Annotated in this window: 21 protein-coding genes; 11 read left to right on the top strand and 10 right to left on the bottom strand. The window is 36.7% G+C overall.

The window, feature by feature from the left end:
• Positions 1-34: 34 nt before the first annotated feature.
• The gene (locus tag PHEP_RS21560; RefSeq protein WP_015807495.1) at positions 35-979 is read right to left on the bottom strand and encodes a helix-turn-helix transcriptional regulator; all 945 of its coding nucleotides are present in this window, start codon (positions 977-979) and stop codon (positions 35-37) included.
• Positions 980-1,205: 226 nt separating this feature from the next.
• On the opposite strand from PHEP_RS21560, the gene PHEP_RS08350 reads away from it, so the two are divergent.
• The 4 genes from PHEP_RS08350 (at position 1,206) to PHEP_RS08335 (ending at position 2,518) form a co-directional block, all read left to right on the top strand.
• Entirely contained in the window at positions 1,206-1,466 is a 261-nt protein-coding gene (locus PHEP_RS08350) for an RNA recognition motif domain-containing protein (protein ID WP_015807494.1), read from the top strand.
• A 122-nt stretch (positions 1,467-1,588) separates the two neighbouring features.
• Complete coding sequence (locus PHEP_RS08345) at positions 1,589-1,774, top strand: hypothetical protein (RefSeq protein ID WP_015807493.1); 186 nt, start codon at positions 1,589-1,591, stop codon at positions 1,772-1,774.
• Positions 1,767-2,339 carry an ATPase gene (locus tag PHEP_RS08340; protein WP_015807492.1) on the top strand — a complete coding sequence of 191 codons (573 nt, stop codon included), beginning with the start codon at positions 1,767-1,769 and terminating at the stop codon, positions 2,337-2,339. Before PHEP_RS08345 ends, PHEP_RS08340 begins: the two co-directional genes overlap by 8 nt.
• Entirely contained in the window at positions 2,336-2,518 is a 183-nt protein-coding gene (locus PHEP_RS08335) for a hypothetical protein (protein WP_015807491.1), read from the top strand. The genes PHEP_RS08340 and PHEP_RS08335 overlap by 4 nt, the downstream gene beginning before the upstream one ends.
• Before the next feature lie 217 nt (positions 2,519-2,735).
• Here PHEP_RS08335 and PHEP_RS08330 read toward each other — a convergent pair whose 3' ends face one another.
• On the bottom strand, positions 2,736-3,164 hold the full coding sequence (locus tag PHEP_RS08330; protein ID WP_015807490.1) for a hypothetical protein: 429 nt from the start codon (positions 3,162-3,164) through the stop codon (positions 2,736-2,738).
• A gap of 117 nt (positions 3,165-3,281) precedes the next feature.
• Complete coding sequence (locus tag PHEP_RS08325; protein ID WP_015807489.1) at positions 3,282-3,653, bottom strand: hypothetical protein; 372 nt, start codon at positions 3,651-3,653, stop codon at positions 3,282-3,284.
• Between the two features lie 907 nt (positions 3,654-4,560).
• Here PHEP_RS08325 and PHEP_RS08315 point away from each other — a divergent pair.
• From PHEP_RS08315 to PHEP_RS08295, 5 genes are all read left to right on the top strand, one after another.
• A complete protein-coding gene (locus PHEP_RS08315) occupies positions 4,561-5,136 on the top strand; it encodes an RNA polymerase sigma factor (protein WP_015807487.1) in 576 nt (191 codons plus the stop codon).
• A gap of 229 nt (positions 5,137-5,365) precedes the next feature.
• A complete protein-coding gene (locus PHEP_RS08310) occupies positions 5,366-6,592 on the top strand; it encodes a FecR family protein (protein WP_015807486.1) in 1,227 nt (408 codons plus the stop codon).
• A gap of 283 nt (positions 6,593-6,875) precedes the next feature.
• Positions 6,876-10,217: a SusC/RagA family TonB-linked outer membrane protein gene (locus PHEP_RS08305; protein WP_015807485.1), complete on the top strand. Its 3,342-nt coding sequence runs from the start codon at positions 6,876-6,878 to the stop codon at positions 10,215-10,217.
• A gap of 10 nt (positions 10,218-10,227) precedes the next feature.
• The gene (locus tag PHEP_RS08300) at positions 10,228-11,622 is read left to right on the top strand and encodes a RagB/SusD family nutrient uptake outer membrane protein (RefSeq protein ID WP_015807484.1); all 1,395 of its coding nucleotides are present in this window, start codon (positions 10,228-10,230) and stop codon (positions 11,620-11,622) included.
• 23 nt (positions 11,623-11,645) lie between these two features.
• Complete coding sequence (locus PHEP_RS08295; RefSeq protein WP_015807483.1) at positions 11,646-13,160, top strand: thioredoxin family protein; 1,515 nt, start codon at positions 11,646-11,648, stop codon at positions 13,158-13,160.
• A 3-nt stretch (positions 13,161-13,163) separates the two neighbouring features.
• On the opposite strand, the gene PHEP_RS08290 is transcribed toward PHEP_RS08295, so the two are convergent.
• The 7 genes from PHEP_RS08290 to PHEP_RS08260 form a co-directional block, all read right to left on the bottom strand.
• Entirely contained in the window at positions 13,164-14,225 is a 1,062-nt protein-coding gene (locus tag PHEP_RS08290) for a hypothetical protein (RefSeq protein ID WP_015807482.1), read from the bottom strand.
• A gap of 74 nt (positions 14,226-14,299) precedes the next feature.
• Positions 14,300-14,548, bottom strand: a complete 249-nt coding sequence (locus PHEP_RS08285) for a hypothetical protein (RefSeq protein WP_015807481.1) — start codon at positions 14,546-14,548, stop codon at positions 14,300-14,302.
• Positions 14,549-14,640: 92 nt separating this feature from the next.
• Positions 14,641-15,111 (bottom strand): MauE/DoxX family redox-associated membrane protein, encoded by a 471-nt coding sequence (locus PHEP_RS08280; RefSeq protein WP_244862643.1) that lies wholly within the window; start codon positions 15,109-15,111, stop codon positions 14,641-14,643.
• Between the two features lie 305 nt (positions 15,112-15,416).
• On the bottom strand, positions 15,417-15,890 hold the full coding sequence (locus PHEP_RS08275) for a hypothetical protein (RefSeq protein ID WP_015807479.1): 474 nt from the start codon (positions 15,888-15,890) through the stop codon (positions 15,417-15,419).
• A 156-nt stretch (positions 15,891-16,046) separates the two neighbouring features.
• Positions 16,047-16,697 (bottom strand): Crp/Fnr family transcriptional regulator, encoded by a 651-nt coding sequence (locus tag PHEP_RS08270; RefSeq protein WP_015807478.1) that lies wholly within the window; start codon positions 16,695-16,697, stop codon positions 16,047-16,049.
• Positions 16,698-16,899: 202 nt separating this feature from the next.
• A complete protein-coding gene (locus PHEP_RS08265; RefSeq protein ID WP_015807477.1) occupies positions 16,900-17,871 on the bottom strand; it encodes a helix-turn-helix transcriptional regulator in 972 nt (323 codons plus the stop codon).
• 17 nt (positions 17,872-17,888) lie between these two features.
• Entirely contained in the window at positions 17,889-18,179 is a 291-nt protein-coding gene (locus tag PHEP_RS08260) for a CBS domain-containing protein (RefSeq protein ID WP_015807476.1), read from the bottom strand.
• A gap of 188 nt (positions 18,180-18,367) precedes the next feature.
• Between PHEP_RS08260 and PHEP_RS08255 the strand changes: the two genes are divergently transcribed.
• Positions 18,368-19,837 (top strand): aminotransferase-like domain-containing protein, encoded by a 1,470-nt coding sequence (locus tag PHEP_RS08255; protein WP_015807475.1) that lies wholly within the window; start codon positions 18,368-18,370, stop codon positions 19,835-19,837.
• A gap of 318 nt (positions 19,838-20,155) precedes the next feature.
• The gene (locus tag PHEP_RS08250) at positions 20,156-22,378 is read left to right on the top strand and encodes an immunoglobulin domain-containing protein (RefSeq protein ID WP_143715717.1); all 2,223 of its coding nucleotides are present in this window, start codon (positions 20,156-20,158) and stop codon (positions 22,376-22,378) included.
• Positions 22,379-22,389 lie beyond the last annotated feature (11 nt).

The following is a 22,389-nucleotide window of genomic DNA, read 5'->3' as shown; positions in this document are numbered from 1 at the left end:
AAAAGCTCCTGTCCCGGCCGGTATGGTGCAGTGGTCAGATAGCAAGCAACAATTTAACAGGTCTTTCCACAGCTTTTGGCGAAATACCATGGTATTTTTTAAAGGCTTTACTAAAGTAATGTGGGTCCTGGTAACCACTAAGCGCGGCAATTTCATAAATGGGTTTAGCAGTAGTAACTAACTGGCTGTAAGCAAAAGTCATTCTGGTATTGATCACCTGCTCATGCAGGGGAATTCCGAAAGTCAGCTTTGCCAAACGGGCAAGCGTTCTTTCCGATACCATAAACCTGCTGGCCAGTGCAGGCATATCATCCACCAGTGGTGTGGCAAAGTTTTCTTTTACAAAGGCAACCAGTGCCCTACCCTTTTCCTGGTAATAGGCGTTTATGGTATCCGAGCCAATCAGCCTATGGTAGTACTTATTGATGCATTCGTTGATAAACACATAGCCCTCGCTATCCATCCCCATATCTTTTATGCGGTTATCCATCATTTTTAAAGACCTGAATAAGCTGGCAGCCATACCAAAAGCAGGCAAATCTTTGGGTTGATCAGCAGCCCGCTCTAAAGAACTGGTAAAGGAACTAAGTACGGCTAGATGCTGGCATTTGTAAATCAACCAGTCTGTCCGTAAAGAAGCAATCAAAAACTGGTTCATCCCCACCAGTAGCTGTAGTTCATATTCACCTGCGGGGCGGTAACACAACTGGCAGGAGTTTCGGCTCAGGTCGGCAAACAACAAAAATGCCGGTTCTGCTATGGTATATTTCAGGCTTGCATCAGCATTTAATACTGCTTCAAATAACTTTAAATGGGCCAGGTAATGGCTTACAGACTGGATGATATAAGCCCCTTCCTGGGTAATAAGCTTTTGTGCCATCGCTATACGCAGTGGCATCTTACTCTGATTGCTCAGCGTACCAGGTGTTAAAACTTCCGATTGAATAGCCGCCAGATGAAATTGGATATATGCTTGCATAAGTTACCGTTTTTAGAGATGAGGTAATAAGACATAGAAATACCACGTTTTTCATAGGGGGGTGGGGGTATATTTAAAGGTGATTATTTTAAGCGATTAACCAAACAACCGAAACGGACCAAAGTTGTTCTTATTGTTCACATTTTTTCTTCTGGTCAAATTCCCTTACCATCGGTTGCATGATATATAATATATTTGCGTCCAATTATTAAAACCAGGTAGCATAATGAGTATTAAATTATTTGTAGCAGGCTTACCCCACAACATGACAGAAATTGAATTGCTTGAACTGTTCAGCAATCATGTATTGGTACATGAGCTCAATATCGTTAAAGAAGGTACCAGAAGTTTATGTTATGGATTTGTGCAGGTACAGAACCAGGCATTTGCCCAAAGGGCCATTGATGCTTTAAATGGCAAATTAATAGACAACCGAAAATTGGTGGTGCGCCTGGCCAATGAAAAAAATCCGGCCAGAACATACTAGACAAACAAATCAATAAAGCTATACTGGAAGTAAAAACATTCTGGAAAAAAGAGCGTGACGTTTTATATAACTGGGGACATTGGTGAATCATATTTCCGGCATTATGTTTATCTTAGCAGTATATGAACACATCACGCTCCCACTTACCTGAGGCTAAGCAAAGAGAAATCGCGCGTATTCTTGGAATCATCAAGGAAGAATTAAAAGAACTGATTACTAATGTTACCAAAATGCAGGGAATTGTTAAAACGATCTGCGAAGACAGAATAAATTCATTAGATCAAGCTAAGGATAACTCATATGTCTAATCTGTATATTATAGCAGGATGTAATGGGGCTGGTAAAACGACAGCAAGTTATACTATACTGCCCGAAATACTGAACTGCAAAGAATTCGTTAATGCAGATAACATTGCCGCTGGAATTTCTCCTTTTAACCCGGCAAGGGTGGCAATTGATGCTGGCCGAATTATGTTAGGCCGTATTGAGGAATTAATGGGTGAAGGTGATGATTTCGCTTTTGAAACAACACTTTCAACAAAAAGTTATGTCTCTTTAATTAAAAAGGCAAAAGCTAAGCAATATAAAATTACACTGATTTATTTTTGGCTTACTTCACCTGAAGAAGCGATAGCAAGAGTTGCTACCCGTGTAAGTAAAGGTGGGCATGATATTCCGAAGGATGTTATTAGAAGGAGATACTACAGGGGAATAACTAACCTATTCGAGTTATATAAGCCAATTTGTGATTTATGGATGGTGGTTAATAATGCAACAGAACAACCAGAATTAATTGCCAGAGGAGAGTATACTATCTCAGAATTGATTTTTAATCACGATATTTGGAATATCATTAAAAAACAGGCAACATGAAATTGAAACCAGAAAATATTGAGCTTAGTGATAAAATTATGGCTGGTATCCACGAAGCAGTTCGCAAACTCATAATCGATAGTGCTGCTAATGATGAGAAATTAGTGATTGCTGATGAAGAAGGAAATGTTAAGCATGTTCCAGCTAAAGAATTACTAAAAGGGCACTCTACTAAATAACCATATATTATCGGCTTCTTAGGTAAAAAATCTTATGGTGGCAACTTTTCTTAATAACCCGAACCGGAAGAACAAATTCTCTCCGTTTCAGCAAACTTTGGTAATAAGGATCCAACAAGGGTGATAAAGATATTGCTAAAAATTTCAAAGACCTTGGTGTATCCATTACTGATATTGCCAAAGGCACTGGACTCTCCATTGAAGAAATAGAGCAACTTTAATATACAGCTTGATTTTCCAGCTGTTCTTTCATTTGCTGGTTTTCCTTATAAAGATAAATCACAAGCCCTACCAATAAACCCATCAGTATTAAAATTCCGATAATCCGCCATTTCCATAGCTTCTTAACCCGCATGTGCTTAGAAGTATCTTCAATTTCCACTGGCTTAGCACCTGGCAAACCTTCCTCTTCCGTTTTAGCCAGTTCATGCAGGTTATCGTCAATTCTCGTCCATAAGCCAGGTGGCGGCGGAATGGGTTTACTTTCTCTAAGCTCCGCTAAGTCAACATCTATTCTGTATAAAGCGGCATCAATTTCTGGATAAATTGTTTTTAAGTGCAGCAGTCTTTCTATTTCAGCTTCATTAAGTGAACCTGATATATAATCTTCTAGCACTCCACTTTTCAGATACTCGTTTATATTCACAATAGTATGGTTTGGCCGAATTGTTTACAAAGAATAGGGATGGTATTCCTCTGTTGCTAAGTTAAATAAACTAAACTGAAACTACCAAAAGTTCCAGAGAAAGCAGTTGTTTTTTGTTTACTTCCTGGCCAGTTTGGCTTCCAGCAATTCAATCTTTTTTAGCAGCTCATATTTTTCTTTCAGTGTCCTGGCATATTCATCCCGCCAAAAATCACGCTCTGCTTCTATTTTTTCGAATGTAGATAAGCTGTTTTCTCTTTTCCGTTCATAGTATTCCACCATTTCGGTAATCTCATCTCTAAAATCGTAGCCAATTCCAGTAGCATATTTATCCAGGATATCAAGTTTCAGGTCAGGATTACCAATATGCATGTAATAAGTAACTCTCCCATATCCGGCTCTTCTGGAAGCTTCGGTTACAGAAATTCCAGAACTTTTAACTGCTTTTTTTAGAATAGCACCTCTATCTATTTTGGCTTGCTTTTTCACTTCACCAAATAAACAGGCTTAATGCATTCACAAAAATAGTCAATTGTGTAAATTTTATTTACATAGTTGTATATATTATGATAAATTGTATATTAGTATGTCAATAAATAGACAAATATGTGGTTTAATTATACAGGTTATGTAAATAATTGACACAATAGTATTAATTTGACGATAGCTCTCCGTTCTTTGAGAAGTAATGCCAAGCAAAAACTATCTACAGATATAAAACCAGCGAACATACTAAAATAATTAGTATATTATACTGATTTAATTTATTAAAGGACTATATTAACCTAACATTAGATAACAAAAATCGCTTTGTAATATCAGCCAACCGATTTGGTTGATTATCTGTCACTTTTATATAAAAACAAAGCGGCAGCAAAGGCGCTTTCAGGTAAAGAACTTACCTGAAGTTGATTTAAAAGTTGCGCTCATTGTATTTGATGCAACATTTTAAAAAAAATATGACATTTATCAATATTTTGGGATTAAAGAAAAAATATTTTAGTAATTTCATACAAAATATACAAAAAATTAGATTTGGAATGGGGTCGAAATCTAATCAGAACACATGCTGCAACCTGCTGTTTTCCTTTCTTTTAAAGAAGAGATTACTTAGCATTTTGGCTCCAATCCGTAATCACCGCGCTTTCGTAAATATTGTATACACTGCTTTTAAAAAAAACAGGGGGCTTATGTTATTGCGCATTAAAGTTTTACTTAATAAACGAACCGGAATTTTTCGGGAAACAACTGATTTTGTGAACCTTTTAAATAGTTTTACGGCTATTTTTATTTCAAATATCTACAATGCAGATAATGAACGAAATGAATACCTGTTAAAAACTGCAATTCTCTGCTCAAAGTTTAATTTTTTATTAAATTCAACCCCTGTATCATAATGGGACAGTTAAAAACAGGGAAAATAACCAAGTATAGCGCACTTTCTGATAAAGAATTGGTTGGCCTTTTGCAGGCTTCAGACTATATTGCCTTTACAGAAATCTACAACAGGTTTGCTGGTATTTTGTATGTTTTTGTCCGTAAACGGATAGGTGATAAAGATGACGCACAAGACATTCTCCAGGAGCTTTTTACAGATCTGTGGGTTAAGCGGGAGCTGGTTAACATCAAAGGAGAAATAACCCCCTATCTTTATGCAGCTGTCCGATACAAAATGATCGATTTTATAGAACGTAATGCTACCCAAAAGCGGTATATTGATGCGATAGAAAATTTCAAGGATCAGGAAACTGTAATGACTGATCACCTGGTACGCGAAAAGCAACTGGCCGCCTTAATTGAAAAACAGATAGATCAGCTCCCCAAAAAGATGCGCGAGGTATTTCTGCTAAGCCGTAATGCAAACCTTACCTATAACGAAATTGCCCAGGAATTAGACCTCTCCAAACAAACCATCAGGGCTCATGCAAAAAACGCAATAAAGATTTTACGGTTAAAGCTGGGCTTAATGTAATCAATTAGTATCCACATAGCAATGGGTTATTGCTTCCGAATAACTTTGTGCCTTTTCCTAAAAACCCTTTAATTGCCAAATTTTTTATCCAGATAGGTCGTGTAGATGAACTTGGATCGGAAATCAGAGAGCCCCGGTTTATTGTAAATAAATTATTCAAAACTTTTTAAAAAAAATTACCCCCTCCCCCCCTTTACCCCCGACATATATTTAACTACACATAACAGTGATGGAAAAAGATCATTTATATGAATTATTAAGGAAATACAAAAGCGGCCTTTGCAATGCAGAGGAAAAAGCTATTGTAGAAAATTGGTTTCTTACCCTTGGGGAAGAACCAACCGAATATTCAGAAGATGAGATTGAACACAGCCTGGAAGAAATATGGGAAGCCATGCCCACTAACCAGATTCCTGTAAAAAAAATCAACTGGCCTCTTCGTGTAGCTACAATAGCTGCAGCCATTGTAGTGATGCTTGGTGTATGGACTTTACTGTTTGTTAAAACACCTTCACAGACAGATTGCAATTGTGATGAGGACATTAAACCCGGAACGAACACAGCAACCCTAACCTTGCCCAACGGAAAAAAAATTGACCTGAGCGATGTTAAAAACGGAGAGCTGGCGATAGATCAGGGTGTAAAGATCATTAAACAGTCAGACGGACAATTGCTTTACCAGTTTAACCCCGATGCGGTTAAAACCATCACTCCAGGGCAAAGAGACTCTGTCCCTGCATTGGTATTGCCTGGAGGTTCTTCCTCAAATCCCTTAAGTGGCTTAAATTCTTTAACCACCCCAAAGGGAGGACAATATCATATCGCCCTACCCGATGGCACCAATGTTTGGCTCAATGCCGGTTCTACACTTAAATTCCCATCTACTTTTGAAGGGCTTGCCGAACGCAGAGTATTACTCATTGGTGAGGCCTACTTTGAGGTATCTCATGTAAAGTCCCTGTTTGGCATGCAAAAACGGGCAAGAAAAATGCCTTTCATCGTTAAAACTGCTACCCAGGAGGTGACCGTATTGGGCACCCATTTTAATATTAACAGTTATCCGGACGAACCGGACACTAAAACAACGCTGCTTGAAGGGGCTGTAGGAATTACGGCCCCTCTTTTACAAAAAGAGACAACTATCCTTAAACCCGAAGATCAGGCCGTAAACAACGGTGCTGAAATCAAAGTTAAAAAGGTAGATACAGATTTGGCTGTAGCATGGATAAAGGGCGAATTTATGTTCAGGAATGAAGACCTGCAGAGCATTATGAGAAAGGTAGCACGTTGGTATAATGTAGAGGTGATCTATGAAAACAAAGATGCCGGTAATGAAATGTTTGGGGGAACAATTTCACGGTATGATAAAATATCCAGGGTATTAAATGCCCTCGAAGGAACAAGTAATATAAGATTTAAGGTAACCGGAAGAAAAGTTTTCGTTACCAGGCTGTAGGGATTAAGGTCAAATAATTAGCACTCTCTATTACAATTAACCTTTTTCGGGGAAAAGATACTTTCCCGGACAGGGACAGAAATGCAAAATGAAGAAACAACTAAATTAATATATCACAGAACCTAAACCGAAATGACAATGGAAACATCCCTATCAAAATCAGGGCCTACTTAAAGCCGTCAGTAAAAAGCTAAACTAAAAAGGCCAGCAGTGATTGCAACACAAACTGGCCAATGCCTGCCTTCATGATAATCGAGTAACTATCAACTAACAGTCTAAACAAATGTACAAAAATTATATCATCAAACCTGATATACCGAAGAGGTATGTCTATAAGATACTGCTTGTTATGCGCCTAACCACCGTCATTCTTATTGCCAGTATGTTGCAGGTAAGTGCATCTTCTTTAGCGCAAAAGTTCAGCTATGTGAAAAAAGATGTGCCCCTGTTGCAAGTTTTTAAGGAACTCAAGAAACAAACCGGCTATAACATACTCTGGAACGAAAAGGAAATAAATGTTACAACTTTAATAGATGCCAATTTTAAAAAATCGAGCATAGAAGAAGTAATGGATGCCTGTTTGGGGCAACTCCCCTTTTCTTATACAATTAACGATAAAATGGTTCTTATCAAACAGAAAGAGCTTTCTTTTCGTGATAAGATCACTAGCTTTCTCGCTGCAATTGATGTTCGTGGCCGTGTGCTTGATGAGAATGATGCACCATTGGTGGGCGCGGTTGTAAAGGTCAAAGGAACAAAACAAGCTACATCAACAAATAACAATGGCGATTTTGTAATGAATGGTGTTGATGAAAAAGCAACGTTAGTGGTTTCCTTTTTGGGATATGAGGCTAAGGAGATAGCAGCCTCGAAAAATGTAGGAAGCATTAGACTAACCCTCAATACAGATAGACTTGAAGAGGTGCAGATAAATGCTGGGTACTATACAGTAAATGATAGAGAGCGAACCGGGAACATTTCTAGAGTTACTGCGAAGGAAATCGAAAAACAGCCGGTTAATAATGTTGTCGCCGCCTTACAAAATCGCGTCCCGGGTTTACAAATTGTTCAACAAACTGGTGTTCCAGGAGGTGGTTTTACAGTACAAATTAGAGGTAGAAGTAGTATAAATTCATTTGTTGGAAATTTGCCATTATATATAATTGATGGAGTAATTTATCCGTCTACAACAGTTTCCGCCAATTCAACAATAGGGATATTTGGCGGGAAAACAGGTTATGGAGCAAGTCCTCTAAGCAGTCTAAATCCCGGCGATATTGAGAGCATTGAAATATTAAAAGATGCTGATGCTACTGCAATCTACGGTTCTCGTGGAGCAAATGGCGTCATACTAATTACTACAAAAAAGGGTATTTCTGGACTAACAAAAGTGCGTGCTAATGTATCCCAAGGATATAGCGAGGTTGGTCATAGAATTGATCTATTAAATACACAGGAATATCTTGAAATGCGACGAGAGGCATTTAAAAATGATGGTTTATCTCCTTCAACAACAGATTACGATATAAATGGAACATGGGATCAGAATAAATATACGGATTGGCAAAAAACATTTATAGGGAATAAAGCACATAATACAAATGCGTCTCTGGGTGTAACAGGAGGAAATGAAAAAAGTAATTATTTAATAGCAGGAAGCTACAGCAAAGAAGGCACTGTTTTTCCAGGAAACTTTGGAATTGACAAGGCGGGCATTAGTTCATCTATAAATTTAGGTACTCCATCAGAGCGCTTTAATGCTAATTTTAGTGCAAGCTTCAATCATATTAAGCAAAATCTGCTAAATACAGACTTAACAATTTATATGTTCTTGACACCTAATTTCCCAGATTTGCGTGATCAGTATGGACAGCTTAATTATAGCAATAATACCATTTCTCTTAACCCATTGGTTTTCTTATCGCAACCTAATAATGCAAATATGAATACTTTGATAGGGAATGTTAGTTTAAGTTATAAATTTCTAAAAAATCTGGTGTTCAAAACTGCATTAGGTTACTCTTCAATTTTGAGGACAGAGTTTGTAAAATTCCCATTAGCAGCAATCAATCCAGCTCAAAATCCAACGTCTGAATCTAGAATGTCCTTATTCTCTGACAACCATAATGATACCTTCATGTTAGAGCCCCAAATAGCATACAACGGTGACTTCTTGGGAGGCAAAATAGAAATACTTGGAGGAATGAGTCTTCAAAAAAATGACGCTCAATTTCGTACAATTCAAGCCTCAAATTATTCTAGTGATGAGATAATGGATAATATTTCAGGTGCAGCACTTTTAACCAACCTAGGGGCCACTAATTCAGAATATAAATATATTGCTGGATTCGGAAGATTTAATTATAAATTATTAGATAAATATTTTATTAATCTTACTGCAAGAAGAGATGGTTCTAGTAGGTTTGGGAAAGATAAACAATTTGCAAATTTTGGTGCAGTTGGTGCTGCATGGATCATAAGTGAGGAAAATTTTCTAAAAAAAATTCCCTTTATTACTTTTGCTAAGTTAAGAGCAAGCTATGGGATAACGGGTAATGACCAAATTGGGAATTATGGTTATCTGCAACTATGGACGTCTACTGGAACCTATCAAGGTAAAACTACGGTTACTGCAAGTGGGGCAGCACCAAATCCTGACTTTTCTTGGGAAACAAATAAGAAAGCTGAAGCTGCAATACAATTAGGCTTCTTAGAAGACATGATTAATTTAGAAATTTCATACTATCGGAACCGTTCATCAAGTCAGCTATTATCAAAGACGCTACCACCAAGTACAGGATTAACTTCTCTTTCTGGAAACCTACCTGGAATAGTGCAAAATAATGGATGGGAATTTAACAGTACATTTAAGATTATCAATACATCTAATTGGAATTGGTCTTTAGGTTTTAATTTAACTATTCCTAAAAATAAGTTAGTTTCATATCCCGGTTTAGGAACTAGTTCTGATGCTATAAATTATCAAATCGGTGAGCCGCTTAATATCTTAAAAACGTCAAACGTAAAAGTTAACAGTCAAACTGGCTTATATGAGGTTGAAGATAAAAATGGAAATGGAATAGTCTTAGATGATACTGGGGATAGGTATATTACTAAATTCCTTGGTCAGTATTCTTATGGAGGATTACAAAATTCGATAAAATATAAACAATTTAATTTAGATTTTCTTTTTGCATTTTCAAAGCAAAATGGCCGAAATTATAGATTTACGGTTCCTATAAATGCGGGCAGATGGCTAACTGGAAACCAATTAACAAATCAGCCGTCTATCGTTTTGAATAGGTGGCAAAACCCTAATGATGAAGCAAATGTTCAACGATTTGGTACTACGTCTGTTACGAACACAGCAAATTCAGCCTCCAGAGATTTTGGAAATACTTCGGTGGTTGATGCTTCATTTATTAAGCTAAGAAATATTTCACTATCATATTCTCTTCCCAAGAACTTACTTTCAAAAATTAAATTAAATAATGTATTGCTTAGCCTGCAAGGGCAGAATATTTTCACAATAACCGACTACATAGGATTGGATCCTGAGACTCAAGCTTTCACAAATTTACCCCCGCTACGAACATTAGCAATGGGGATTAGTGCAACATTTTAAAATTAATAATATGAAATCGAAAATATTTAAGATAGCTATATTCGCCATTGCAGTTTTTGAGTTTTCTTGTTCAAATTTTTTAGAAATATCTCCACCAAAGGATAAATTAATTTCTGAAACTGTATTCAAAACCGACGAGATTGCAATATCTGCAATGACAGGGGTTTACAGAAGTATGGCAGTTAATGGTTATGCTTCTGGGGATTTTTCAAGCATAAACTCAGTTTGTGGTGCAGCGGCGGATGAATTGATTGGCTATGAGCCTATCATATCAGAGTTTTATGAAAACCAAATCTCACCAAGTAATGCTTATATAGGCTCCGGACTATATGCAACTCCTTTTAAAACTATTTATACTACTAATGCAATTTTAGAAGGTTTAACTTCAATAAATGGTGTTACACCTCCAGTAAAAACGCAATTAATGGGTGAAGCATATTTCGTAAGAGCATTTGTATATTTCTATTTAGTAAATCTCTATGGAAATGTACCCATACAACTTACAACAGATTATAGAATTACCCAAAATGCTCAACGAAAGCCTGTTGAAGCAGTTTACCAACAAATATTAACTGATCTTAAAACTGCAGAAGGTCTTTTAACAGATAGTTATGTTACAACGGAACGAATAAGACCAAATAAATCAGCTGTGCAAGCTTTGCTGGCCAGAGTCTATTTGTATCTTAAAGACTGGGAAAATGCTGAGAAATACGCATCATTAGTGATAGAAAAAACAGGTACATATAGCCTTGTCGATTTAGATGCTATATTTTTAAAAAATAGCAATGAAGCAATTTGGCAACTCATGCCTGCTGCAAATACAAATAGCAAAGATGGAAATCTTTTTATCTTAACAACCGTTCCTTTTTACGTTTCACTTAAAGATGCCTTTGTAAATAATGCTTTTGACCCTAATGACAAAAGAAAATTAGCTTGGGTAAGAAACTTCACGAACTCAACAGGTACTTATTATTATCCATTTAAATATAAAATAAGATCTTCCACAACCGTAACAGAATATTCAATGGTTTTAAGATTAGCGGAACAATATCTAATTAGAGCAGAAGCAAGAATCAATCAAGAAAAAATTGAAATAGGAATTCAAGACTTGAATGCTTTAAGAACTAGAGCAAGATTGTCTACTGCTTATAGTACTACAAGTCCTCTATCACTTTTATCTCTTACTCTAAGTAAGACAGAAGCCTTATCCGCTTTAGAACGGGAAAGAAGAGTCGAACTTTTTTCAGAATGGGGACATAGGTGGTTAGACTTAAAACGTACCAACAAGGCTAATGAAATCTTGAGCTTATTGAAACCAAAATGGCAGAATACTGATATCCTATTTCCTATACCAACATTAGAATTAACAACAAATTCTGCTATAAAACAAAATGAAGGTTACTGACACATTTATTTACCTATTTAATTATGGAAGGTATTAAAATTTTATTGGTATTAATGGTATATTTATTTTCCATCAAGGATACTGCATGCGCTATTACAAAAATTGAAAAAAAAATAAATTTTCAAGGAGTTATTAAAGATAGCAAAAAGAGAAGGATCACTGAAGTTGCAATTTCTTATAATCTTGAGGACGGATTCACTGGTGGCAATGGGAATATTCCATTTACAGTTGAAGTAAAGAATAACGGTTATTTCAAGTTTGAACTACCAGACATCGGTAGACCTCTCAACTTTAACATGAGCATACAGAGCCCAGATGAATTTCTTGGAACTCTAATTGATTACTATGCGGAATCGGGTGACAACATAGAAGTCTTATGGAAGATAGGGGAATTAAATAAAGATACAGTTGAGTTTTCTGGCCAAGGATCTGGTAAATATAACTTAATAACAACTCTGCAAAACCAATTTTGGAGAGATAAAAAGACACTGGGTGAAATTAATATTCTAACTTTCAAAGATTCATTGGATCTTGCATATAAACTTGACTGCTATTCAAAATTGACAAAAGATTTTGAAGCCAATAAAGTTCATAAGTTAGAAATGGTGAAATATGTCAGTCCAATTATTAAGAATCTAATTCAGGTTGAATTTGCACGATATTATGATGACTGGGCTTTTATAATTGAGCTTTTGTATATAAAAAACTCAAATTTTAGAAGGCAAATCAGCCAACATTATTTGGAACATACAAATGAATTTTTTTATAGTCCAGGAATAATACATAGGATGTGTAGATTGTATTTGTATAGCTTAGCTGATAGAATTAAACTGAATATGCTAATTGGAAAACAAGCAAATGCTGTTAATGTAGTATCTTATTACAATTTACTTAAAAAAAGTTTTGATGGTGTTATAACAGATAGATTGTTAGGTTCATTTACATTTAACAAATTTATCTTGGTTAATCTAGAACCATTTTCTCCTAAAGTCATGGACTCTTTAATAGCTGATGCTGAAAATAGTGTAAAGACTTCAAATATCAAACAAGCAATATCAAAAGTATTAAGAACAAAAAGTGGGACCAAATTGCTTTCCTCTTCATTTATAGACCTGAATAACGATGAGATTTATACAAATTCGTTAGAAGGAAAGGTGGTTCTAATAGATGTTTGGTTTCTTGGATGTAGCGGTTGCGCTCAATTTCACAAAATGTTTGAAAACGAAGTATATCCATTCCTAAAGAAGAATAAAAGTTTTGTAATTCTGAGTGTCAATATTGACAAAAAGTTAGAAAATTGGAAAATGGGTATAAAATCTAATTTATATACCTCTGATGATTATATAAATGTAACAACAGGAAATGGACTAAACCATCCCTTTATAAATTATTACAATATTAAAGGGGGGCCATATTTAATGTTAATAGATGTAAATGGATATATATATTCACGACTGGATCCTATTCAGGCCGTAGATTTAAAATACATGTCCAGATTAGTGAAAGACGCAATGATTAGAAGGATAATTAGCAAATAAAACTTAAATTAAATGACCTTTCAAGTCGAAGGTTACAAGATTTGTCCCAAAAATCGCGATAATCTTATTTTTTTTGATTTGAAAGAAATTAACTTTTTGTTCTTTATATTTTGGAATATAGAAACTATATAAATACTTTCCGTTATTTATTGAATATACATCAATGGGCTGATTTTTATTAAATTCTGTTGTTAAATCATTATCTGCTTTTAATCCTGAAAGAATATAAATTTTGTCTTCATAGGTAGTTAAATATCTATTTGTCAATTCTGTCGGAGTTGTTTGGGTTATTCTACTAATGCTAGAACCATCTTTAAGTTTCTCTTTATACAATCCAATTTTAATAGCAGCTTTTGTAACTGTATCTATGGTTTTGAGTTTGTATTTAAGATTTAAGTTAGTATCTAAACAAAGAACTAATCCTCTATAGAAATACATATAAAAAATACTTTCAATCCCTTTATCATAATGAAGCCAACCATCATTGCAGAAGAAGCCATCAACCTGCTTTGGAATTATAAAGTTTTTTCTGTTAGTTTCATCATCCTTTAGATCAATTTTTACTAACTCTCTACGTCTATCGTGGTTTTCTGAAGTTTGTGCTCTAGTTATAATTGAATTTTCACTAATTGGCTTAAAGAAATCAAATCTTAACTTCTTAATTTTGTATAATTCTACGTTATTTTCTTTGAATTTAACTACATCACTATATGGATTAGATAGATAAATATTAGTAGCTAAACTACCAGAATAGATATTAGATTCGGTATGCAATCCTTTAGGCATTTTAAGATCAATTGTATCAATTTTTTTTAAGTCATCATCAGTTTTAATTAAATGAAATTTGTCTTTTAATAACTGTATTACTACATACTGATTATTATATCCAACAAAAATAATATTGTCCGACATTTGGATAGCGTTTTTCAACTTTAATTTTGGTTCGACTATATTTCTTGAAAAGCCATTTTTTTGATTGTTGAGATAAAAATGCTTTAATATTAATAATAGAGTTATTCCTACCCCTACTATTAAAATAGGCTTTAAAAAAAAATTCTTGATCATATCTGCAGCTTCGAATTGTAAAATATCTAGTTAAAAGAACAAAGGGGAGATTATTGCTAATCTCCCCAATTTAATTAGTTAGCTTTTTTCAGATCTTCAAACTGAGAACGTTGTACCACGGTTGTTTGGCCATTATTTGGCAAATCCTCATTGAAAGGAGTTTCATAATAGTTAACTTGTGGAAGAGTTGAACAAGATACAGCTAGATTTTCGCAAACAATTGGTGTATCACTACCTTGTGCGTAAATAGTAATAGCATTTGAGCTTAAAGCGGCACCTACAGCTACTACTGCAACTGCTGCGGCAAAAAATAATTTTTTCATGTTTTTATATTTAATTTTAAGTGCCTACTATTTGGTTCCAGGGTTTCGGCATTCCCTGATTCAATTTGGCCAATAGAATATCTTGAAAGCTCTTAATGAGCCCTTTTTTCATTTATTTTAGTTTGTAAAAGAATTCCAATGAGTCCTAGAATCACAAATACGATATTAAATATCAGGTGTTGGTCCCATGTCATTCTTTGCAGTACCCCACCACAAGAACAAGGTATATTATCACTATAATTTAAAATAGCATAGATGTAAAGAGTGAACAACAACATCAATGTAAATGCAGCATACAATCCCAACATAACGGTTCTGTTGATCAGCAACATAATGGAAATAACTATTTCCAATCCAGGAACCCCCCATGCCAATATGCTTGCAAAATCTGTTATAATTGGCGATTTGCTGATCTGCAACTGAAACTTCTGGTAATCCATCAATTTACTAGTCGCCGCATACAAAAACAACAATACAAACAAGTAACAAATTATATCTACCAGTACCCTCCTGGTCCTATCAGACATTCCTGTCCTTGATTGTTTATTCATTGTTGTTTCCATTTTAATAATTTTTGTCATCTATGATTAATGCTTATAATAATCACTCTGTCTCGGTAAAATAGACTAGTGCCAACCCTCACGCAATTGGCCTAGCCTATTTCCAGTAAAGATTTAAAAACAATATATTATATGAGATAGCGTGGCATATTTGTAAATCTGATTGGGAAAAAGACCCGGGCTAGCTTGACATATTAGCCCGGGGTCATTTTAAACAAAGTACTAACCATCGAAAGACATTTTTATGTAAAAGGCTGTATCCGCAGCTGGTTTCATGTTAGTTTTGTTTGATGTCATTATATATTCAATTACCTTCTTTTAAATTTTAAACTCGATTGCTGCAATTGGTGCCGCTCCCAAGCCATGTCCCATTCACCATTCTTGATGGCGGTATTTCGTATTTTAATGGCCCTGCTCAATGCATCTTTCTCATCTGCGGCAAATATTTTTAAGATGAACAGGCCCTGGTGAAAATTAGCTTCCCCGTAAAAGCAGATGTTGTATTCCTCTTGTTTGTTTTCCAAATCCCGGTTGTAATCGCACATAAAAATATCGCGGGGTATGCTGCCTGTTTGTCCAAGGGAGATATAGTATGGCGCAGTCTTTTGGTCAACCTTATAGTCTGGATTTAAAATTCCATCTATAATCTCCAGGCCCGACCTGCTTTTAAACATGTTAACAAATTCCTTTGCCTTTTCTTTAGAATCAAAAACAGCGTAGATCTCGTCAAAAGCGTCGTAATTTTTTGGTTTCACCAGGTGTATAACTGTATTCGGTTTCATAAGAGGTTAATATTTGCTTTTTTTACTATTATTTTTTCTTAGCTCATTTCTTTTTCCTGTTCCTTATTGCTTATTCAAATGTACCAGGTGTTTGGCTGGCTGCTTGTTCCAATTGGGACAAATGCATGTCCCAAAAGGGACAAATTTTATGGCCTTCTAAGCCGTTTGGGCATCTTTTTGCTGTTTATACAGCGTATAAGCACTGCTAAACTTGCTTCTCGAAATTCCCAGGTGCAGGGCAATACAATCTTTATTGATGCGGTTGCAGAGCGTAGGGTTATCATTAAGGTAAAGCCTTACCCGTTCTTCAACTGTTAGCTTTAGCAGGTGCTGGTAAAACTTGTTGTGTTTTTCTCTTTCGGCCTGCAGGTAAAGCAACAGCAAAAGCATTTTAGGATAGGTTTCAAGAATGTGTTTTAAACTGTAATAGCTGATAGAGATCAGCTCGCCATCTTCCAGCATTTGTATGGCTTCTGTCCTGATCCCGCTGTTCACAAAGCTGTTTACATCAAACATCACTTCCTGCTTTTTCCAGATCCTCGATATAATGGGCTTGTCAATATCCGGATCGTAATAGCAACTGCGGGCAATGCCCGAATGCAGGTAATGCATATTGCCATCTTCAAATGAACCACCCTCTTCAATGTATTGGTCTTTGATAACGGCTTTTAACTTGCAGTTTTCCATTAAGGTTTCAATACAGCTTTCCTTTATAGGTCCCATTATTGCTTCCAGTTTGGGTATAATCTCATTTCTGAGAATAGACTCCAGTCTGGTTTTTCTTGAATCGGTTTCAGTTATTTTCATAGTTTATGAATTGGATTATAACTAGTAGATTACAGTTTATAAAGAGCGTTTCTTCTTCATAACTTGTTGGTAGTTTTTATTAAAATAAGTTTCGTTAATCCAAATTTGGGAACAATAACTTTAAGTTTATCTGGATTTTCTTATCAAAAAATTTTCAATTTTTGTCTGGTTATTTGTCAATAAAATCCAGTTCCCCCCGGAATTAAAAAACAGATAACCTGATGTCGTTTGGCGGTAATTCAAATCGTTTTTTAAAAGCCCTGCTAAAGTAATTTGCATCCTCATAACCTACCATTGCCGCAATTTCCTGTACTGTTTTATTTGTAGACAATAACAACTTTAAACCATTTAACAAACGCAACTCTATCACCTGCTGATGCAAAGGCCGGCCAAAATGACGTTTTGCCAGGCGCATCAGCGTAACGGTCGAGATCATGAAATGCCTGGCCAGTGCCGGTTCATCGTCAACAAGTTTACTGGCAAAATTTTGAAGAATAAATTGTCCTATTTCTCTGGCCTTATCCTCCTGGTATTCTACATTGCTGATTCTTGTTTGTAATCTATTCCGGTACCTGCCAAAACAATCATTTATAAAAATATGTATGTCTATATCTACATCCGTTCCGGTATTCAGTTTAGCCAATGCACCAAATATTTGTTGCCCTATGCCAAAGCCAGGCAAACCAAAGCATTGTTCATCATTGTTATTGTAGCGGGTAATCAATTCCTGCAGCTCTTCCTGGTCGCCATATTTTTTGATCAGCCAGTCTGGTCGCAAAGTAAGTACCAATAGCATATGCTCGCCCTTCGGCAGGTGTCGCTGATACCTGCCAGCAGGCAAATAAGTAAGTTTGCAAATATTCTCCGGACTTTCCAGGGCCAGCTGGCCTCCCTCATCATACAATACCGAAGCGCCTTTAAGCATGGTCATCATAAAAAAAGCAGGCTCAGTAATTTGCAGGTCGGCAGTACAGGGCCTGGTTACATTGTACTCATACAATTGTATATTGATCACATAGTGGCTGATGGATTGGATAAGTACCGAACCTTCGGGTAAGGCTATCCTTGTGGTTTGAGCCAGTTTAAGCGGAAACTTACTTGGCCTGGGCAATTTACCGTTTGGTAATCTTGCTGCTGTCGGAGGGTGTAAAAATGAGTCTGTTTGAGAACGCATAGGAATTGCATTTTGTGTTAGGTCTTATTCATAATGTATAAAATGCTTTCTAGCTCAAAATTTAATTTATGATACAACAGTTGAGGTCCCGAACTGGCATAAATAAATTGGTTCAGGTCTTTAAGACATATAGTTCCCATATATTTTCCTTCCCCATAAACCGGTAAAGAATCGTGCCCACCGTTGCTCATGATTGTAACAGCCTCACAAGCCAATTGCACTGCTTGCAGGCAAACAGGGGCTTCATTGGGATTAGTCTCTATGCCCTTTTTCAACACCTTTTCATAAATATTTTGACTATTAATCATCTTTAACGTATTATTTGTAAAAATTCAGCTATTGAAACAACATAAAGTTCTATAGTTTGAACGAGAATAGCTGAACACACTTATACGATTTTTGCTGAATACAATTTTTGTGTGTTTTTTATTTATAATCTTTTAGTTTACATTTGATTAAGATTCTTAAATCTTTATTAACGCTCAATAGCTCAATTATGAGAAACAATTACAGTATCAATTGGTTAATTCCTCAATTAGACAGGTCTAAATGTAGCAGGCAAATAGAAGAATTCATTATACGTGAAATCAGATCCAGAAATCTTCATGCCGGCGATCCCGTCCCCTCTTCCAGACAGCTTGCAAAAATTAACCAGGTTAGTGCAAGCTCGGTTAGAAGGGCTTATGTCAAATTAACAGATAACAACTGGTTAACCAGTAACCCAGGTTCGGGCACCGTAGTATCGGCCAATAACCCAACCGAAGATATGCAGCGCAGGACTTCTGGATTTACAGAACATTTTCCGGCAGGCCTGGTGCTTTTGAACAAAAAACAAGAAATTTATCAGCCAGCCTATGTCGAAGAACCTTATATTGCTGTAGGTACTGATTTTCCAAGCCCGGCTGCCTTTCCCGAAAACAAGTTTTCGGAATATTGCAACCATTTCCGCGAGGAAAGCCGAAAATTGAGCCAGGCCAGGCTACTAAATGAATACGATGCCAGGTATTTAAAAGACAACCTGGTAAATTACTTAAACCGCAGACGTGGTTTTGGCTTAAAAAATAATATGCTCGACATTATTAAAGCCAGAAAAAGCGCGCTCGACAGGGTATTCAAAATACTGATCAGCCCCGGTGATGTGGTGATCAATACCTCGCCCCACGACACAAAATTATCAGACGCATTGTTAAAATGTAATGCCAATGTGTTTACCATCAACCGCAAAGATCCTGACTTTATGGACCGTATAGCGCAGCTGTTAAGCCATACTAAAGTGCGTGCCATCCACATCAGGCCCCAATGCAGCATTCCCGAAAGTTTTACACTGGACGAGGACAGCTGCAGGCGTCTTGTACAATTGGCCAAAGACCACCGGATGTGCATTATTGAAGAAGAAGATGACCATGAATTCTGGTACGGCATTACTGCCTATAAACCGCTTGCCTGTTATGATCACGATGGTTATGTGATTTACATGGCTGCCCTGAGCAAAGCTACCTCAGATACACAGTCGTTACGCATAATTGTGGCATCGGCACAATTTATTACCGAACTGCAAGCATTACCGGCACAAGCTATCAACGAAAGAGATGTGATCAAAGAAAAAGCATTTGCTGAAATGATATTAAAAGGCGACATGGCCGATTATGCCCGACAGGTAAGGATACAATCAAAAACCTACCGCGACGAGCTGAACCTTATACTTAACCATTACCTGAATAAGTTTATAAGCTATGTAATTCCTGAACACGGCCTTACCTACTGGTTAAAGTTTGATGAAGGGTTTGATTTAAATGTAATGCTGAAAAAACTGGACGACAACGGCATACCTGTACCCTACCATCCCAACAACCAGAAAACATCCATTAAAACAAACTTTATGGTGCTGGGCTTTGGTGCTTTTGACATCAATGAAGCCGAAGGTGGTGCCAAAATGCTGGGCATGGTGATGTCGGGCAACCTTTAGAACCTCCTACTGTTAACTCTTGGTTAAGCCACAGTAAGTCCACATTTTTCTAAGGAAAACGTGGACTCACTGTGGGCTGACTGTGGGTTCACTGTGGGTTTAGCATTTTGTTTATCTATTTATTACTGAACAAAATGAACAGAACAGCGTAAACTTCAAAAACCATTGATCAATAACAATTTAAGCTTAAACTACGGAAAACAGTTGGCTTTTTAGCCCCTAAAAGCAAGGATTAGCTCCACCAAACTGAACAATATGAACACGCATTAAGCCCTCTTTGTAGCCTAATTTTGAAAGGACAGAAAAAAACTGTCTTCATTGTTTCAAAAAAGGGATAAAAAGGAAAAAGTGTTCATGCTCTCGCTCAGACATAAAAACATATTGAAGCACTGGCGCCTACTATTGGTTTTGATAGTGATGGTGGCGGGTATGGGGGAAGTTAAGGGGCAGAGAAAGTATGCGACAGCTATTTCCAAAATTTCTGCTACTACAGGAGTTAATATAACTAATGAAAGTAACGCGATTACAAATAATGAAAACAATGCCCCGACAGAAACCCCACCTCTAGCCAACATAACAGTTACAGGCACTGGAGGATTAACCGGATCATCTGCATCAGGATGGATTGGACTAGGCTTTTCTTCCATTCCATCTAATACTATCGTTTTCATCAAAGTCTCAAGCCCGATATATGCCAATGCCGGAGGAACAATTAATGCTCAGGCATATAATAATACATCATTAGTTACCAGCACATCTACACTAATTACAGCAGCTGATGGGACACTATATTACACAGTAACGGCTAATGCAACATTTAATACTGTGAGACTGAATGTTACAGGGAATGGAGGGCTAATACCGGGAGCCGGCACCGTTAGTATAAATGTTCTTTCTGCATTCTACAATACAACAAATTCTTCTGATTGTGGAATAGTTTTAGGAACTGATGGTTATAATGTTTCAAATCCTCAAAGGGCGATAGATGGTATCAAAACAACCTTTTCAACACTAACACCTGGAGCATTACTAAGTTCAGCCAATCAAAACTTTTATTTTTCAAGTCCTTCAAATTCAAGCGACGAGGTAAAACTGACCTTATCTGCTCCAGCCGCTGCATTGTCAGTAACGTTATTAAATAATATAACCGTCTCTGCATATAATGGAAGTTCGTCAACTGCGGTGTGGAGCATGGGACTTGGAAATATTTTAAGTGCTGATTTATTAGGTCTCTTAAGCAATGCAACACCTGTAACTTTCTCCATAGCCCCAGGAGTTGCGTTCGACAGAGTTACTGTTAATTTTGGATCTGTTCTTAGTCTTTTCTCAAATTTATATATCCATGAAATAGAAAGAACACCTAAGAAACCATCTTTTACTCCAATATCCTTACAAAACGTAACTGCCTGTGCTGGTATTCCAATAACATTGACACCTGATGCACCTGCTGCCGGAAACACATTTAAATGGTATGACTCAGCATCAGATGGCGCACTTTTATCAACTGGTAGCAGCTATATGGTAAGCCCCTTGGTGAGTACCACATATTATGTTGCTACATCAAAATCGACTTGTACTGGCGAATCAATAAGGATTCCGGTAAACGTAACTGTGAATTCCATAAGTGGGGGCGTAATAGCTACCGATCAAACCATCTGTAACAATTCAATTCCGGCTCCATTTACAAGTACTGCTGCTGCTACCATTACGTCTGGTGGAACCGCTGCAACCTATCAATGGCAAAAATCGACCGACAACAATACGTTTACCAACATAACAAGCAATGCTACAAATGTGAGTTATACCGAAACTGCAACACTTACCCAGACTACCTATTACCGCAGGGTAGCCACGTCAACTTTAAACAGTGTAGCCTGTTCAGCAAACAGCAATGTAATCACAGTAACGGTCAATTCAATTACAGCAGGAACAATTGGAACAAATCAAACTATATGTTTAGGATCAGCTCCTGCAGCTTTCACCAGTTTAACAGGTGCTACAGGAACTGGAACAACTACTTACCAATGGCAAAAATCAACTGACAATAATACATTTACCAATATCGCCAGTGCTATAGCGGCAACATACACAGAAACCGCAGCGCCAGCACAAACCACTTATTACCGAAGAGTGGCAACTTCAACTTTAAACACTGTGACTTGTTCAGCAAATAGTGCATCAATTACTGTCACAGTTGCCCCTATTCCATCAATCACTGTAGGCACAATTGCAAATGTATGCCAGGAAACTGCCACTACTACTTTGCCTTATAGTGCTACAACGGGAAGCCCGACGACCTATAGCATAGTTTGGAATGCCTATGCAATGGGCAAGGGTTTTACCAATGTAAATGGCGCAACATTAACTGCAAGCCCAATCATAATTAATAAACCAGTAGGTACTACTGTAACTCCGGGGTCATATAGTGGAACATTGACAGTAAGTAATGCAAACTGTACAAGTTCCTCACAACCCATCACATTTACAGTATTACCACGACCAGCAACTCCAAATCTAATCTTAACAACGAATCCTCAATAATTAAAAACTAA

Origin of the sequence: Pedobacter heparinus DSM 2366, from assembly GCF_000023825.1 — a bacterium.
GTDB lineage: Bacteria > Bacteroidota > Bacteroidia > Sphingobacteriales > Sphingobacteriaceae > Pedobacter > Pedobacter heparinus.
This window is presented reverse-complemented; position numbering and strand designations above follow the sequence as displayed.